10 protein-coding genes are annotated in these 15,985 nt (G+C 52.6%); 2 read left to right on the top strand and 8 right to left on the bottom strand.

What is annotated here, in order from left to right; all coding sequences use genetic code 11:
- Window positions 1–13: 13 nt before the first annotated feature.
- The 7 genes from ACHZB8_RS01760 to ACHZB8_RS01730 form a co-directional block, all read right to left on the bottom strand.
- Window positions 14–2,629, bottom strand: coding sequence for a circularly permuted type 2 ATP-grasp protein (locus tag ACHZB8_RS01760; RefSeq protein ID WP_316858305.1), 2,616 nt, complete (start codon window positions 2,627–2,629; stop codon window positions 14–16).
- A 505-nt stretch (window positions 2,630–3,134) separates the two neighbouring features.
- Window positions 3,135–6,515 carry a transglutaminase family protein gene (locus ACHZB8_RS01755; RefSeq protein ID WP_316858304.1) on the bottom strand — a complete coding sequence of 1,127 codons (3,381 nt, stop codon included), beginning with the start codon at window positions 6,513–6,515 and terminating at the stop codon, window positions 3,135–3,137.
- 87 nt (window positions 6,516–6,602) lie between these two features.
- Window positions 6,603–7,613, bottom strand: a complete 1,011-nt coding sequence (locus tag ACHZB8_RS01750; RefSeq protein ID WP_316858303.1) for an alpha-E domain-containing protein — start codon at window positions 7,611–7,613, stop codon at window positions 6,603–6,605.
- Window positions 7,610–9,031, bottom strand: coding sequence for a circularly permuted type 2 ATP-grasp protein (locus ACHZB8_RS01745; RefSeq protein ID WP_316858302.1), 1,422 nt, complete (start codon window positions 9,029–9,031; stop codon window positions 7,610–7,612). Before ACHZB8_RS01745 ends, ACHZB8_RS01750 begins: the two co-directional genes overlap by 4 nt.
- 467 nt (window positions 9,032–9,498) lie before the next feature.
- Window positions 9,499–10,962 (bottom strand): sucrose phosphorylase, encoded by a 1,464-nt coding sequence (gene gtfA, locus ACHZB8_RS01740; protein WP_316858300.1) that lies wholly within the window; start codon window positions 10,960–10,962, stop codon window positions 9,499–9,501.
- Window positions 10,963–11,201: 239 nt separating this feature from the next.
- A complete protein-coding gene (locus ACHZB8_RS01735; RefSeq protein ID WP_316858299.1) occupies window positions 11,202–12,017 on the bottom strand; it encodes a response regulator in 816 nt (271 codons plus the stop codon).
- A gap of 14 nt (window positions 12,018–12,031) precedes the next feature.
- Window positions 12,032–13,636 (bottom strand): PAS-domain containing protein, encoded by a 1,605-nt coding sequence (locus ACHZB8_RS01730; protein ID WP_316858297.1) that lies wholly within the window; start codon window positions 13,634–13,636, stop codon window positions 12,032–12,034.
- Between the two features lie 365 nt (window positions 13,637–14,001).
- On the opposite strand from ACHZB8_RS01730, the gene ACHZB8_RS01725 reads away from it, so the two are divergent.
- The gene (locus tag ACHZB8_RS01725) at window positions 14,002–14,487 is read left to right on the top strand and encodes a low molecular weight protein-tyrosine-phosphatase (RefSeq protein WP_316858295.1); all 486 of its coding nucleotides are present in this window, start codon (window positions 14,002–14,004) and stop codon (window positions 14,485–14,487) included.
- An 89-nt stretch (window positions 14,488–14,576) separates the two neighbouring features.
- A complete protein-coding gene (locus ACHZB8_RS01720) occupies window positions 14,577–15,290 on the top strand; it encodes a hypothetical protein (protein WP_316858294.1) in 714 nt (237 codons plus the stop codon).
- Window positions 15,291–15,348: 58 nt separating this feature from the next.
- Here the strand turns inward: ACHZB8_RS01720 and thpR are convergent, their stop codons facing one another.
- Window positions 15,349–15,885: an RNA 2',3'-cyclic phosphodiesterase gene (gene thpR / locus ACHZB8_RS01715; protein ID WP_316858293.1), complete on the bottom strand. Its 537-nt coding sequence runs from the start codon at window positions 15,883–15,885 to the stop codon at window positions 15,349–15,351.
- Between the last annotated feature and the right edge of the window lie 100 nt (window positions 15,886–15,985).

The raw sequence follows: 15,985 nt of genomic DNA, 5'->3' as shown, positions 1-15,985 counted from the left end.
ACCTTTCGTCCGATCAAATCCGTTGGGGTTGCTCTTCGGTATGGGTGAAATAGCGGCGCGTCAGGATTTCACTTAATTGCGGTAGCTTGGTGATCTGATTGTTCAGCATCTTTTCAAGGGGGCATTGTTCGCTGATGATCTGTTCCAGATCCTTGTTCTGATCCAGATGCGGGATATGCGCCAGCGTGTTTCCTTCCGACAATTGCAATTCGGTCAACAGTTCCAGAACCAGACGATTTTCCTCGCTTCGCAGCCCCACTTCAGGTTCTTTGGGAAGAGAGTTCACATGGTCGTAAAGCGCTGATATCTGGAAGGCGACAGACCGGGGGTTGGTTTCATCAAGCAGCAGCAGATCGATCACGGCAGCCAATGTGGGTGATATGCGATAGCGCGAGCGATAGGTGATGAAACTGTCGGCAACCTCAAGAATGAACATCAGGCGGCGCGGTGCATCCGATGACATGCCGGATGAAAAGATCAGACGATTGAGCAGGCCGCTCAAATTTTCCGCTCTTTCGATGCGTCGGCCGATGTCCAGAAAACGCCAGCCATAGTTGCGCGTCATGTTTTCCATTGTCATGCCCGAGAAAGCGGCAAGAATCATCAAGCCCTTGTCGAGCAGATCCACGACGTGACCGGTATGCATGAAGCCCGGTTCCTTGTGCCAACGATTGTCGGCAAAAAATTCGTTGAGAATGCGCCAGGCTTCCGATGACATGCGGTCTCTGGCAAGCCCGGCCAGTCGATGCATGTGGGAAAGGCTCTCCTGAAATCCGTAAGCTCTGTCCTTGCCGTAAAGGATCGTGCGGACCAACCGTTCCACTTCGTTCATGCCACCAAAACCGGCATCGAAAACGGCTGCTTTTGGTGCCCGCAGGATGAGCGTGTTGAGGGCCGAAATGATCGTGCGCTGATCCTCTTCCGGTCCGCTGTCTTCATTGAGGCGGCTCAGAGCCTGCCGACAGAGCCGGAATTGCCATTCTACCCGTTCCACATTGCGTCCCAGCCAATATAGATTATCTGCAATGCGGCTTTGCAAAGACCGGCCCGCGCGTGAATGGGTTCCCTGCCTTTCAAGACTTGCCCATATGCTTTCGAAGGGTTCAAGCTTGGTGTCCGAAGTGACCCAGACATCTCTTGTCAATCCTTCAGGAGAATGAAGGCCGATTGCCTGTTCGGCGCTGACCGACATCGAAAGGCCACCGGGTAGCACGTCATAGCCCTGTTCCTTGCGGGATGCGAAGAAGCGGATCGCAAAGGGGCGAGGCACCAGTTTGTCGCCGGTCCAGCTTGGCGTCGTGGCATAGTTCATCTTCTGACCGGCAACCATGCTGTTGCCAAACAGGGCGATCTTGTCGATCAGCTCCGTCTTTTCTGACGGAGACAGCGCCGCACCATCTATTGCGGCGCGCGCTTCGCCGGGGCGTCCAGATCCTTCATGGGCGTCCGAAATGAGCATGTTTGACAGATTGGACAGCACAAAGTCCCTGGACTGCCTGTCTCCCAGCCACCAACGCGGGGCTTCACGCAGCATCAGCTCTTCGCCGAGCAGATATTTGCAGATCTCCGGCAGATAGGGTGCAAAGCCCCGGTTCTCGACGATGGATGTGCCGAGTTGGTTGGCGATGATGATTCCCTTATTCCTGATGGCCTGAAGCATGGAAGTCGTGCCGTCGAAACCTGCGGGATTGAGTTCCAGCGGATCCGCATTGGCCCCTTCAATGGAGCGGATGATCAGGTCGATGGGTTTGAGGCCAGCAAGGGTCTTGAGGCAAATCTGATTGTTCTGATTTACCAGATCGCCCCCCTCGACCAGAAGATAGCCGAGATAGCGGGCAAGATAGGCATGAGCAAAATAGTCCGGATGTTCCGGGCCCGGTGACAGTATGGCGATATAGGGATCATCAAGACCTGTGCGCTTGTTCAGCGTCGCCTGCAATTGCTGAAAATAGGAGGCAAGACGGATCGCGTTGCTTTTGCGAAACAGGTTGCCCTCGCAATGGGTGAGTGTGATCCTGTTGGCCAGCGCAAAGCCAAGACCTGCGGGTGTCTCGGTATGGTTATCCAGCACATGCCAGGTACCGTCGGCGGATTTTGCCAGATCGGCGGCATAGAACTGAACGCCGTTATAGGCGCTCTGATGCCATCGCATGGGGCGCAAATAGGACTGATCGCTCAAGACCAGTGCTGCTGGCAGATAGCCCTCATGCAACAGGCGTCGATGGCCGTAAATGTCATTATGGATGGCATTGAATAGGCGCGCGCGTTGTGCCAGAGCCGTTTTCAACCATTGCCATTCGGTCGGCGCAAGAATGAGCGGGGCAAGATCGATCGACCAAGGCTGTGCTGTTTCGTTGGGATCTGCAAAGAGGTCATAGGCGATGCCGGTTTCGCGTACGACTTCATTCAGTTCATCGGAATGGGCGCTGCGTTCGGCCGGGGACCAACTGGAAAAGGCTTCAAACCAATGCTGCCAATGGGACATGATGGAACCGGACGAATCCATCATTTCATCATGGACGCCCGGAATGGTCTGATAGGGGATCGGTCCCGCCAAAGAATTGGCTTTTGCTGTTGCGGCATTGCCAGATTCTGAATTGTCCGGCTTTGTTGCCTTGTCCAACTCCATTCTCGCTCCATGAGATTTGTTCAATAAGACAAGTTGATCCGTTGATTTCCCATTTTGAACAGTCTCTTGTCGAAACCGGGTCGGTTGGAAATCAGTCCCTGTTTTTACCACCGGTTTTGTGAAAATTCAAAGACGATGATAATGCGGTCAAGGGTCGAGATATCATGTTAGCGACAATTGAAAAGGAGTCCACATGACAATTTCACTTTTTCGGCTTTCAAACAGATGAAGCTCTTACACCTTTGTAGCCCCGATCTCCAATCTCATGTAGCTGGTTCTGTCTCCGGGCAAGCTCTGACATGATCCAGATGCTTCCCTCGAGTGGTGTTCGGATGCCACATGGTCTGTTCGCAAAGACCGGCCTGAATTCGGGAATGGATTGGGAAGGGCGGTTTTGCCGCGGCGGAGGTCTTTCCCTTGCGTGAAAACACAAGGTTTTGTGCAATCGGCAGACATGATGTCATGCAAGCCGATTGCAGGAAGAGACGTTGGTTTTCTGTATATGCTACCGAATAACGGACGCGAGGCGAAGATCGAGTGTGAATGGGAACTCGTTATTGTCCTCAAGTCGGATGGGCTGGGTATTGCCCGGGGTATGTCCCATCATTTCAAAGCGCGAGAGCCGTCGGCTTTCCGCCTCATAGGCGTTGACCGGGAAGATTTCATAGCCACGACCACCGGGATGGGCGACATGATAGCGACATCCGCCGAGAGAACGACCATTCCATTTGTCCAGAAGGTCGAAGGTGAGCGGTGTGTGGACGCCGATCATCGGATGCAGGCAGGATGGTGGTTGCCATGCACGATAACGGATGCCCGCAACGGCTTCGTCTTTGCGTCCTGTTGTTTGCAGCGGGACGGCAACCTGATTGACGGCGAGCACGTGACGCTCGGGGTTGAGACCGCTGACCTTGACCTGGACGCGCTCAAGGGAGCTGTCCACATATCGGGCCGTGCCGCCGATGGCTCCTTCCTCGCCAAGGACGTTCCAGGGTTCGAGCGCCTGGCGCAATTCGATTTCGACGCCTTCGTAATTGACCGCACCATATCGGGGGAAGCGGAATTCAAAGTGGGGGGCAAACCAGCCTTCATCCAGTTTGAGCCCATGCAGTTCCAGATCGAGAAGGATATCGCGGAAATCCTCGCGGACATAATGGGGAAGCATGAATTTGTCATGCAGTTGCGTTCCCCAGCGGATCAACTTGTTGCGGTATGGATTTTCCCAGAGCCGGACGATGATGGCTCGGAGCAGCAATTGCTGGGCCAGCGACATACGGGCATGGGGAGGCATCTCGAAAGAGCGGAATTCGACCAGACCAAGGCGGCCGCTTGAACTGTCCGGCGAGAAGAGCTTGTCGATGCAGATTTCCGCGCGGTGGGTGTTGCCGGTGACATCGATCAGCAAATTGCGGAACAGACGGTCGACCTGCCAGTTCGGGATGAACCCCTCTCCCGGCAGAGGAACCTGTTTGAGCGCAATCTCCAATTCATAAAGGCTTTCATGGCGGCCTTCGTCAACACGCGGTGCCTGCGAGGTCGGACCGATGAAGGTGCCGGAGAAGAGATAGGAGAGGCTCGGATGGTTTTGCCAATAGGTGATGAGGCTGCCAACCAGATCAGGCCGACGCAGGAAGGGGCTGTCCGATGGCGTCACACCACCAAGGACAATATGGTTGCCACCTCCGGTTCCCGTGTGGCGACCGTCCAGCATGAATTTCTCTGTACCAAGGCGGGCAAGGCGCGCTTCTTCATACAGAATTTGCGTGATCTTGCTGGCTTCCTTCCAGTTTGATGCGGGCTGAATATTGACTTCGATAACGCCCGGATCCGGTGTGACCTTGATGACATTGATGCGCGGATCAAAGGGAGGCTCATAGCCCTCGATATGGACCGGATGGCCGATTGCCTTGGCCGATTCCTCAATTGCAGCAACGAGCGCCGCATAATCCTCGGCGTTGTGAAGCGGTGGCATGAAGATGCAAAGATGGCCATTACGCGGTTCGACCGAAAGAGCGGTGCGCACATGGCCGGAGACTTCATTGAGCGGCACGAAGGTCTGATGCTCGGTCTCATGCCATTGTGTTTCCGGTGCTTCGAGCAGTTTGGCCGGTTCGATCTTTTTCAGTTTGGCGCGCGGCGTGAAGGGTTTGCGACGGTCACGCAGCAGGGCTTCACGGGCTGGCAAAGCTGCATGGGCGGCATGAGGGTCCATCGGGATGACATGGGGGAACTGGGTTTCCGGAATATAGCTCAGAGAGCCCAGAGGCAGGCGGAAGCCGACCGGACTGTCACCGGGAATGAGATAGAGCTTGTTGCGGCGGAATTTCCAGATTTCCGACATCCAGGTGCGGCCGAAGCTCTGCGAATTCCAGGCCTGGACAGGCAGCACGAAACCAGCCGGAGTTGACAGTCCCTGTTCGAACACCTTGACGACGCGGGCGCGTTCTGCCGGGTCGTCAATCTTGTTGTTGGCGGGATCAAGCTCAACGGGAAGCTTCTGTTCCACGAGAGCAAAATGGGCCGGATCCTCAAAGGCTGGCAAAACGCATTTCTTGTCGATCTTGAGATTTTCCGCCAGCTTGTAGATGAAGCATTCTGCGATTTTGGCGTCAGAGGGTTGTTGCGGTGTTTCTTCGTCGATCAGCGCGGGATCTTCCCATAGGGGTTCTTCATCGGAGCGCCAGTAAAGGGCAAAGGCCCAACGGGGAAGCTGCTCGCCGGGATACCATTTGCCCTGACCGAAATGAAGCAACCCACCGGGGGCAAACCGGTCACGCAGCCGACGAATGAGATTTTCTGCGTAGTAACGCTTGCTTGGACCAACCGCAGCGGTGTTCCATTCATCGCCTTCATAATCGTCAATGGAGACAAAGGTCGGCTCGCCACCCATGGTCAGGCGCACATCACCGGCCTCAAGGCGTTCGTCGACGACGTCGCCCATTGCGTTGATGTCTTTCCATTGCTCATCGGTGTAGGGTTTGGTGACACGCGGACGCTCATAGATGCGCTTGACATCCATTTCGAACTCGAACTCCACCTCGGCCTTGTCGTGGGCGCCAGTGATGGGAGCGGCTGAAATCGGATGTGGTGTTGCGGCAAGGGGAATGTGGCTCTCGCCGGTTAAAAGACCGGAGGTCGGGTCGAGGCCAACCCAGCCGGCACCGGGAATGAAGACTTCCGTCCAGGCATGCAGGTCGGTGAAGTCATAGTCGGTGCCTTCCGGGCCTTCCAGCGGTTTGACATCGGGTTTGAGCTGGATGAGGTAGCCCGAGGTGAAACGGGCAGCCAGCCCCAGATGACGCAGAACATGGACCAGCAGCCAGGCGCTGTCACGGCAGGAGCCGGAACATTTTGTCAGGGTCTCTTCAGGGGCCTGCACGCCCGCTTCCATCCGGATGAGATAGTCGACTTTCTGTTCGATCAAATGGTTGATCTGGACCAAAAGATCGATGGTCTTGATCTCCTTGCCCTTGTGGATCGGCTCGATTTCCTCAAGCAGCTTTGCAAGAAGCGGAGTTTTTTCACCAAGCTCCAGATAGGGCTGAAGATCCTTTTTCTCCCCCTTCTCATAGATGAAGGGATAGTTTTCGGCGCTTTCCTCGATGAAGAAGTCAAACGGGTTGATGACCGACATTTCGGTGACCAGATCGACGGTGACCTCGAAGAAATCGACCTTTTCCGGGAACACGATCCGCGCCATGAAGTTGCCGAAGGGGTCCTGCTGCCAGTTGATCCAGTGGTCGGAGGGCTCAACCTTCAGAGAGTAGGACAGGATCTGATTGCGTGTATGAGGCGCAGGACGCAGACGGATGACTTGCGGACCCATGCCGGTCGGACGGTCATAGCTATATTTGGTCTTGTGGGTCAGAGCTGCATGAATTGACATATACTAAACGCCTTTGTTTCGAGCCAACCGCAGTTGGTCTTCGCTAACCTTGCCAATGTAAAACCAGATCGTTGCAACAAGGAAATGTCATTCCGTTGCAGATTGACTTTGGGTTTGAGTTTGTTCGGTATCCTGAGACAGGGTTTCATGTCCAAAGAATGACTTGCCCAGACTGTTCGTGATCGCGAACAGACGATTTTGCACCTTGTCGTTGAAACCGTGGAACCGCAGGTGCAGATGGGGATCATTGGAGGCTGCTTCAAGCTCATAGAGCAACATTTCGACCTGCTCATAACAGGAGGCGACATGGCGCAGCTGGAAGCCCATATAGAGATCGTTTAGCATGTCCTGAATTTCACCGATGCAATGGGTCAGAGAACGGGGAAAACTCTGGTTGAACATCAGGAAATTGGCGACTTTTCTGGGATCCATACGGCCGGACTTCGAGCGCTGGAAGGCATGGTAGGCCTCGAAGGAATGCAGCAGCAATTTCCAGAATTCGGCGTCGGCAATGGTGTCCGACTGATCAAGGCCATTATGGGAGGCTACCTGTGCGACCTTGACGTCAAGAAGACGGCTTGTCTGGTCTGCGCGCTCGATCCACAGACCCAGCTGGTAAAAGCGCCAACCGGCATCACGATAGTAGGTGCCTTCGGTGACGCCCATGATGGCGTCGCAGGTTCTGGCGATGGATTCACACGTGCGCGACAGGCGAGCGGCATCCAGATCCCGTTCGCTTAGCCGTTTCATTTCATTATAGGAGACGTTGATATAGGACCACATGGAGACCGAAATCAGTGGCCTCAGCAGACGGGCATTTTCGCGGGCAGCCCACAGGCAGGACAGGATCGAGCCGGGATTTTCCCTGTCTGTGATGTAGAATTTGGCCACCTTCTGTGCGGTAATCGTGCCGTGGGCTTCATTGAAGCGATCGGTGTCCGCATAAAGTGACAGGATTGATGCCCAGTTTTCCTGATTGGAATGATCCTGCCAGAAGCTGGCCTGAACATTGAGAATACGGGCAAGGCTGGCAGAGCGTTCGATATAACGCGCGAACCAGAAAAGGGCCTCGGCGTAGCGACTTAACAGCATGCTCATGCGTCAGCTCCTTCGTTCTTGAGGCTCATTTCTTCCGCGAGCACCCAGGTATCCTTTGTTCCCCCGCCTTGCGAGGAGTTGACGATAAGCGATCCTTCTTTGAGGGCAACGCGGGTGAGGCCGCCAGGCAGGACCCAGGTTCCGCGACCGGTTATCGCAAAGGGCCTGAGGTCAACATGGCGCGGTACCAGACCCGTTTCACCAAGGGTCGGGCAGACCGAAAGCGATATCATCGGCTGGGCGATGAAATTGCTCGGATTGGCCAGAAGTGCAGCACGGGCCTCGTCCAGTTCTTCCTTTGTGGCCTTTGGCCCGATGGTGATGCCATATCCGCCCGATTCGCCAACCGGTTTGACAACGAGTTCGTCCATATGGGCCAGAGTATAGAGAAGGGCATCCTTCTCGCGGCAGATATAGGTCTTCACATTGTCCAGAATCGGCTCCTCATCGAGATAATATTTGATGATGCGCGGCATGTAGGCATAAACCGCCTTGTCGTCGGCAACCCCCGTTCCCAATGCGTTGGCTATGGTAACATTGCCTTTGAGCATGGCATTGACCAGACCCTTGACCCCCAGAGTGGAATCCGGCCTGAAGACATCGGGATCGAGAAAATCGTCATCGATGCGCCGGTAGATGACATCCACGCGGCGCGGGCCGCCGATGGTTTTCATGAAGACCTTGTCATCGTCACAGAAAAGGTCCTGCCCCTCAACAACAGGTACCCCCATTTCCCGGGCAAGGAAGATATGCTCGAAATAGGCAGAATTGAACATGCCTGGCGACATGACAACCACTTGCGGATTGTCCTTGTCAGCGCATCCGTTCGGGGCTGATTCGCACAATTTGATGAAAAGGTTGGTGCCATAGTCGGAGACCTTGCGCAATTTGAGATTGGCCAGAAGATCGGGGAATGACCGTTCCATCAAATGGCGGTTCTCGACCACGTAGGACACGCCGGAGGGCGAGCGCACATTGTCTTCCAGCACCATGAACTTGCCGTCGTCATCGCGAATGATGTCAGTCCCCGAAATATGCGTATAGGTTTTACCCGCAGGCTCAAAGCCAATCATCGTTTCGCGATAATTCGAGTTTTCCAGTACCAGCTCGGGCGGAATGATGCCGTCATTCAGAATATGACGCTGATTATAGATGTCGTGCAAAAAGGCGTTGATCGCGGCAACCCGCTGTACGACTCCCCGGTCGAGAGTTTCCCACTCGGTGGCCGTGATGACACGGGGAATGATGTCGAACGGCAAGACGCGGTCAATCACATTCTTGTCGCTATAAACGGTGAAGGTGACCCCAAGATTGAAGAGCTCGAGATCCGCTTCCTTGGACCGCATTTTCAGCGTGTCAAAGTCTGCCTGATCAAATCGCTCCCAGATATCTTCCAGTTGCGAGCTGCGTGCCGACATATTACTCGACATTTCGCAAAAAAATGCGCAGGGATCATAATTACTCACGCGATGCACCTTTTTGTTGGCGCTTCAATCGCTCGCGTTGCCTGCTTTTTCCGCAGTTGCTCTTTTGTCTATTCTTTTTCTTAAGATTTGATTTTTCTTATCGAGCTGTCTGAGTGCAAAAAAAACTGTCCTGTTGAGCTTGAAACGGTACTGAACAATGTTTGGAACAAATAAAAAGCAAGTTCCGGACCAAGAGTCATAATTCATTCAAAAATTCATTATTTCAGTATGTTATGCTTGTTCAAGCTTATGCTCATGATAATGCACCGGTTATCCTGCCTAAATTTTACTCAATACTATGGTCCAAAATTAGACTATTTCTGCCGATATTTTCATCCGTTGCAAAAAGATGCTCCAATTTTACCCTTTTAGAGAGCGGGTTTGGCTATTGGCGGCCTGGCTTTGCCGTGTCGAAGTCCTTATCCGGGCGTGAGTGTGAGGGTACCCGTTTCACCCGAATGCGTGATTTCAGCAGATGGTGCCGAGAAATTGACCATCAGTTTTGCCCAGTGCTCTCCGGCTGTCCATGTCAGGCAAAGCTCATTGGACGAGGGGGTTTCAATATCAAAATGACCTTCAAAGGCCGGATGCGTGTTGCGGAAATGGATAAGCTTGGCAAGAGACTTGACCATTGGTGTGGCAAGGGCTCGGGTGACTTCATCCGCGGCGAAATAGTGACGATTGATGTCACGGCCGACATTGGTCTTTGCCAGCAATTCCATGTCATTTTCGGCCCCCAGAAGGCCGACATAATAAACCTGCGGAATGCCGGGGGCGAAGAATTGCAGGGCCCGGGCAATCAGATATTCATCATCGCGACGACCCAGTGCGTCGAAATAGGTCGAGTTGACCTGATAGAGATCAAGGTTCGAGGCTGCCGCTCCGGTTGCCTGTCGGGACTTGCCATTGGTTCTTTCATGCATGGTTTCAATGAGCGCGTCGATGGCCTCGGGCTTGAGCAGACCGGGGCGGCCATCTGCATGGGCCCCCACATCAATGACACCTATGCCGTCATGGGTATCAAGCACCGTGAGCGCGTTGCGGGGTGCAATCGCGAGCCATTGGGCGAGCGGTGCGGCATCTGTGGTGAAAAGCGCATGCATGATCAGGGGCGGCAGAGCAAAATCATAGACGCGATCCACTTTTTTCGAAATTTCGATTTGGTCCTGATAGTAGCTGTGGATCTCGACCAGCACCTCCATGCCATAGGCTTTTGCCTTGTTGGTCAGCTGTTCCAGAAAATCGAATGTCTCGGGAAGCATGAAGCAACTGGTACCCGGCTTCTTGATTGCATACCCGGCCGCATCAAGGCGGATGCTGCGGATTCCAGCCTCGGAAAAGCTTTTGAGGATCTGATCGAGATAGGCGGCGCCCTTCTGGCTATGAACGTCGATATCGATTTGCTTCTCGGTGAATGTGGTCCAGATGAGCCGTTTTGAACCATCGGCGAGGGTTACATAGGTGAAAGGCAGGCCGGGGCGCGGGCGGTAGATTGCCATCAGGTCGGATTCCCTGGCCCCCTGAGGGAAGACGGACTCAAAGCTCAAAAACATCGATGCATAATCCGATGCCGTGCCATGCTTGAGAAAATCCTGAAAGGCGGGACTGTCAGCCGAGACATGGTTGACGATCAGATCCGCCATGACGTCGACGCTTTCGGACAAGGCGCGCACGTCATCCCAATTTCCCAGTCTTGGATCGACGATCGTGTGATCCTTGGGGTCAAAACCGGCATCGGCGCCGTCGAAGGGATCGAAAAAGGGGAGGGCATGAACGGTTCCGAACAGGCTCTTGAATGGTCCATCGATCAGCTTTTTCAAATCCTTGAAATTGCCCTGCGACAGGCGATCGACATAGGTTATAAGCTGGACTTTGTTTTTCATGACGGGTCTTTCAATGTGTCGGACTGTGTTCAGGCCAATGCGCGCTAATGTGCTCGATCAGGATCTCACGGACAAAGGCAATTGAGCATCTGTCTGAGAGCGGATCGGTCGGCTGTTCGTCTGACTGTCTTTGTAGCAGGGCAAGCCTCTTGCCAAAAGATGCCAATAGGAAGAAGACGGAGACAAGCGAACCCGTTTCCTTGTCGAACGGGTTCGTATCTTCCCTTCTGGCTCCCGGATCAGGACTTGTTTTGTGTCGCTTCGAGGATCGCCTTGAAAATGGCAACGGGTGGGTAGGGATAATCAATGATCTGGCCAATGCCGAGGTCGACAAATGCGTCCCGTAACGTTTTCTCGATATTTCCCTTGTTCAACAGGACCATTTTTCCGCGTCCGTGCGTGGTCTGTGTGTTGATCAAGCCGGTCAGATAATAGTGAACGATCTTGCTGTAGACGAGGAAAACCAGATCGTTTTTCTCTACCGCATCTCTTCGAACGGACAAATGCTCTTCCTGAATGAACTCGACCAGACAGCCAAGATCCATTAGAGCCTGTTCGATTGGTTTGACATATTTGTAGGATGGAGCGACGAGCGCGATGGAAAGAGGTTCTTTTGCGTGATTTTCCTTGAGCGCATTGTAGATGCGTTTCAGCCGTGCTTCATTGGTTTCCTTGATGCGATGGACCTGACTCAGGCGGGCCTTGATGGTTGCCAGCAAAAGGTCATAGTCGATGGGCTTTGTGAGATAGTCATCAACGCCCATCTTTTTGCCGACAAGAATGTCTTCCCGGGTTGATTTTGCGGTGAGAAAAATGAACGGCACTTCATCATGCTGAGGCAGTCTTTCGCGAACAAGCTTGAGCGTCGTTGGCCCATCAACAAGCGGCATCATGATATCGCACAGGATGAGATCAACCGTTTCATATTTCAGTGTCTCGATGGCTTCCTTGCCATTGGCGGCCTTGAGGGTCTGGTAGCCTGCATCCTGCAACTCCTCGACAATGTCTTCGAGCAGGAGGGCTTCATCCTCGATGCATAGAATTTTTTCAGGCATGGATTTTTCTCCGATCAGGATGCGATTTTGCCAGAGATGGTTTCATCTGTTACTGCGCTCGACTGTTTGGGGGCCTTTTCTTCTGTGATGGAAAGAGGCAGGAAGATGGTAAAGCAGGACCCTTTACCCAATGTGCTTTCAACTTCAAGATGTCCACCCTGTTCCTTGAGCGCCATTTGCGTGAAATTCAATCCGATCCCGGTGCCTGCCTTGCCGCTTGAGTTCGAGGCACGATAGTATTTATTGAAGATCTTGCCCAATTCTTCTTTCGGAATTCCTATGCCCTCGTCGCAAATCTCGATTTTTATGTTGCGATCATCCCTTATCCCCATGATATGGATGGGGGCGCCCTCGTCCGAGTATTTAACGGCGTTGGACAGAATGTTGCTGACACATTGGTCGAGAAGATTCTGATCGAAGTTGGCAAATTCAGGCAAGGCTTGCAAGTCCCAGTGTATGTTGAAATTGCCCGTCATTTCCTGATGTGTCATGCATAGGCGCTCGATTGTGGAGCGGAAATTCTGTTTCTTGGCCTCCATTTTCAGACCGGCAATTTCCTCGCTGGAAAAATCCATGAAACGGTTGATCAGATATTGCATGCGTTCCACCGATTCCCGGATATTGGAAATTCTCTGAAGCAGGCGATCCTGAGACAATTCGCCCGCCTTTCGTTCGATGCGCTGGGCATTGCTGTCGATGATGGCCAGTGGCGTCTTGAATTCATGCGAGGCCATCGTGACAAATTCGCGTTGAGTCTCGGACAGGGAAATCTCTTTTTGCAGCAGTTTGACCAGCTCGTTCGTATGTTGCTGGAGTTTGGTGGTCTGCTCTTTATAGGTGCTGATATCGGAGAAGATGGCGATCTTCCCACCATTGACGGTTGCTGATTGTTCGATGCGATACCAGTGATCATTCTTGAGCTTGACTTCGTTGCGCCGGCTCCCCCTGACCAATGCTTCCTCCAGGGATTCTGCGGGTTTGGGCAACTCAAACCCTTCGATCTTGTCGATGTGAGACTTCTGGATCAGGTGGCGCTTGAGGCTGGGATAGAGGTCCTGCATTCTGGTGTTGGCAAGGACCAGACAATCATATTCGTCAAACAGGATAATGCCGTCATCGATCGCGTTGATCGCGTTGACCAGCAAGTCGCGATTGTAGCTTACTTCCTTCAGACTGTTTTCGAGTTTCAGTTCCAATTCATATTGAATCGCTTCGAGCCGCGCCTCATAGGCGCGCTGTTCGGTGACGTCCGTATAGATCGCGACGAAGATGTCATCGTTGACCTTGCTTTCCTGAATCTGCACGATCCGGCCATTTTGCGCTTCATGTTCAACGAGAAGATTTGTTGTCTTCTTTACCTGGGTCAGGCGTTGATCGACGAGTTCCTCAATATCTCCGGGCCCGTAATCTCCCCGTTCGGCAAAATGGCGGAAGAGGTTTTCCAGAGAACTGTCCTTTTGCAGAAGACTGAGCGGAATATCCATCATTTTGCAGGCGGAGCGATTCATGAACAGGATGTTGAGTTCCTTGTTCATGACGGAGATGCCTTGCTCTACCGACTCCATCAGAAACGAAATCAGGTTAATTTCGAATTTTTTATCATCTACGAAGTAAGGCATGTTTCCTCCGGGTTTAGTTTTTTGTAATTTATAATAAATTTGTTAATGAACCTAGAATTGCTCAATGCTGCAAAGGTCAATATTCGGCTTTTTTAGTGTTCATTTTCTGTTTACTATCCTTTGTTTGAAAAATATTGTTTTTTCCACCATATTTAGAACGGAAACACCTTCTTGCACTTGCGATGATTTTAGTATTGTTTGACTAGAAACAGCTTATGTGTGCATTGGCATGGTGCCGGCAAGACTAGTGTCCTCAATCGGGAAACAGAGGTGTTTTGGGCCGAAAAAGGCTTGCGACTAAGCCTTTTGGCGAATAGGTTGAAGCTGAACGGTCGGTTCTAATGATACGCCGCGAGACATATGAAATGATAGCCACTCGTCCCACCTCAGTTCTGTTTGTTTGTCTTGGCAATATTTGCCGTTCGCCATTGGCTGAAGGTGTCTTGAGGCACAAGGCTGAAGAGAATGGCCTTGCAGAACAGTTTCTGCTTGATAGCGCAGGTATCGGTGCGTGGCATGTGGGAAATCCACCTGATCGGCGTATGGTGGCGACTGCACATTCGCACGGTACCGATCTTTCCAGACTGCGGGCCCGCCAAATCGGGCTCGAAGATTATTATGCCTTCGATCTGATCCTTGCTCTTGATCGGAACAATCTTGCCGATTTGCGCAAGTCGCAGCCGCGTGACGGAACCGCTGAGTTGGCACTCTATCTTGATTATTGCGGGCTCAGCCAGCGCTTGGGATTCAATGAGGTTCCTGATCCCTATTATGGCGGGCGTGATGCTTTTGAAGATGTCTATCAGATGGTCGATGAGGCAAGCGACATTCTGTTACAAAAACTTCGTTGATAATTTTTACGAGGCACCGGGTTGGGACAGCAATAGTCTGCAATCTATGTTTTTATATTTCCGAATATACCTAACTATGGAGATGTAAAATGGACCGACTCGTTTCTTGTCTTTTAGGGGGTGTTCTGCTGATCGGGTCAAGCTCGATTTCCTTTGCCGATTTCGATGGCGATGTGGACAAGGCCTATGCAGCTTATCGCGTTGCGCTTTTCAAGAGCAATCAGAAGGACGAGGAGGCGACAAAGAAGGCCATCGCCAAATTCCAGTCTGTCTGGACCGGAACCATCCTTTCCAATTACACATCGGCGCCAGCGAAATATGCGGGCGAGAAAAACTGGACTGCGACCCTTGAGAAGATTGGTGCCATTGCCGACGAGGCGGCAAATGTGACCATGCAGGGCAAGATATTGGAAGCCCATGAAGTGCTTGAAGAGATCCGTGATCAGCTTGATGGCCTGAGAGATCGCAATGGCGTGCGTGTCTTCAGCAACTTCGTCAATGCCTATCATACGGAAATGGAACATGTGATGGGGACGGAGATCACCGCAGACAACTGGAATGATGCGTTGCGTGGCGATCTTCGTGAGAAGCTTGGCATTCTGACCTATCTGGCGAAAGATCTTGCCGCTCATGCGCCCGAGGCCCTGCGTGAAAATGAGGAGTTTGGCAGCCTGTTGAAAGGTCTTGAAGGCTCCATCGATCAGTTGCGCAATGCGCTTGAAGCCAATGATCCGGAGGCTGTCAAAAAGGCCGTTGGCGGGTTGAAGCCAGCTTATGCCAAACTGTTCGTTAAGTTTGGTTAGTTTGCAAAAAGCCGATTAACGCAAGTAGGGAAAGGGCTCTTCGAGAGCCCTTTTCGCTTCAGAGAAGGTCGAAGGTTTCCTCAATCACGTAAGGCCCACCACCCACGCTGTCACGCGATGAAAAAAGCACGAAACGGGGAACTCTGAAATTGCCGCTCTGGAAATTGCCTCGCATTGCCAGATAATTGGCAACGTCAATCGGCTCGGCAGTTTTCTTGAGACGCGCCAGAGTTACGTGTGGCGTGTAGTCATGTTTGTCGGAGCGAAGGCCCAGCTTGCGCATTCGCCGTTCAATTTCCTGATGGAGCAGATACAGCTCCTGGCTATTCTGAACCGCTGCGAAAACCGAATGGGGCTTTTTCGAACCGAAAGAGCCGAAACCTCTCAAGGAGAGATCGAACTCGGGATACTGGATCTGAGACATCTGGAAGACGATCTCGTTGGCCAGACCGTAGTCAACATCGCCCATGAATCGCAAGGTAATGTGATAGTTGGATTCATCCACCCACCGGGCGCCATAAAGGCCGCCTTTCTGAAGGGACAATAGTGTGGTGATATCCTTGGGGATCTCCAGACCGGCAAATAAGCGTGGCATCATTTCGCTCCCGTAAATGGATGTGGGGGCAGAATAAAGTCTGTCTCGTCAAATCCAGAAGCTTGTTTGCAGACATTTGCTTCTGGTACTTGTTGCAGTC

Origin of the sequence: uncultured Cohaesibacter sp., from assembly GCF_963556055.3 — a bacterium.
GTDB lineage: Bacteria > Pseudomonadota > Alphaproteobacteria > Rhizobiales > Cohaesibacteraceae > Cohaesibacter.
Note: the sequence above shows the minus strand (reverse complement) of the source record. Positions and strands in the feature narration are given on the sequence as shown.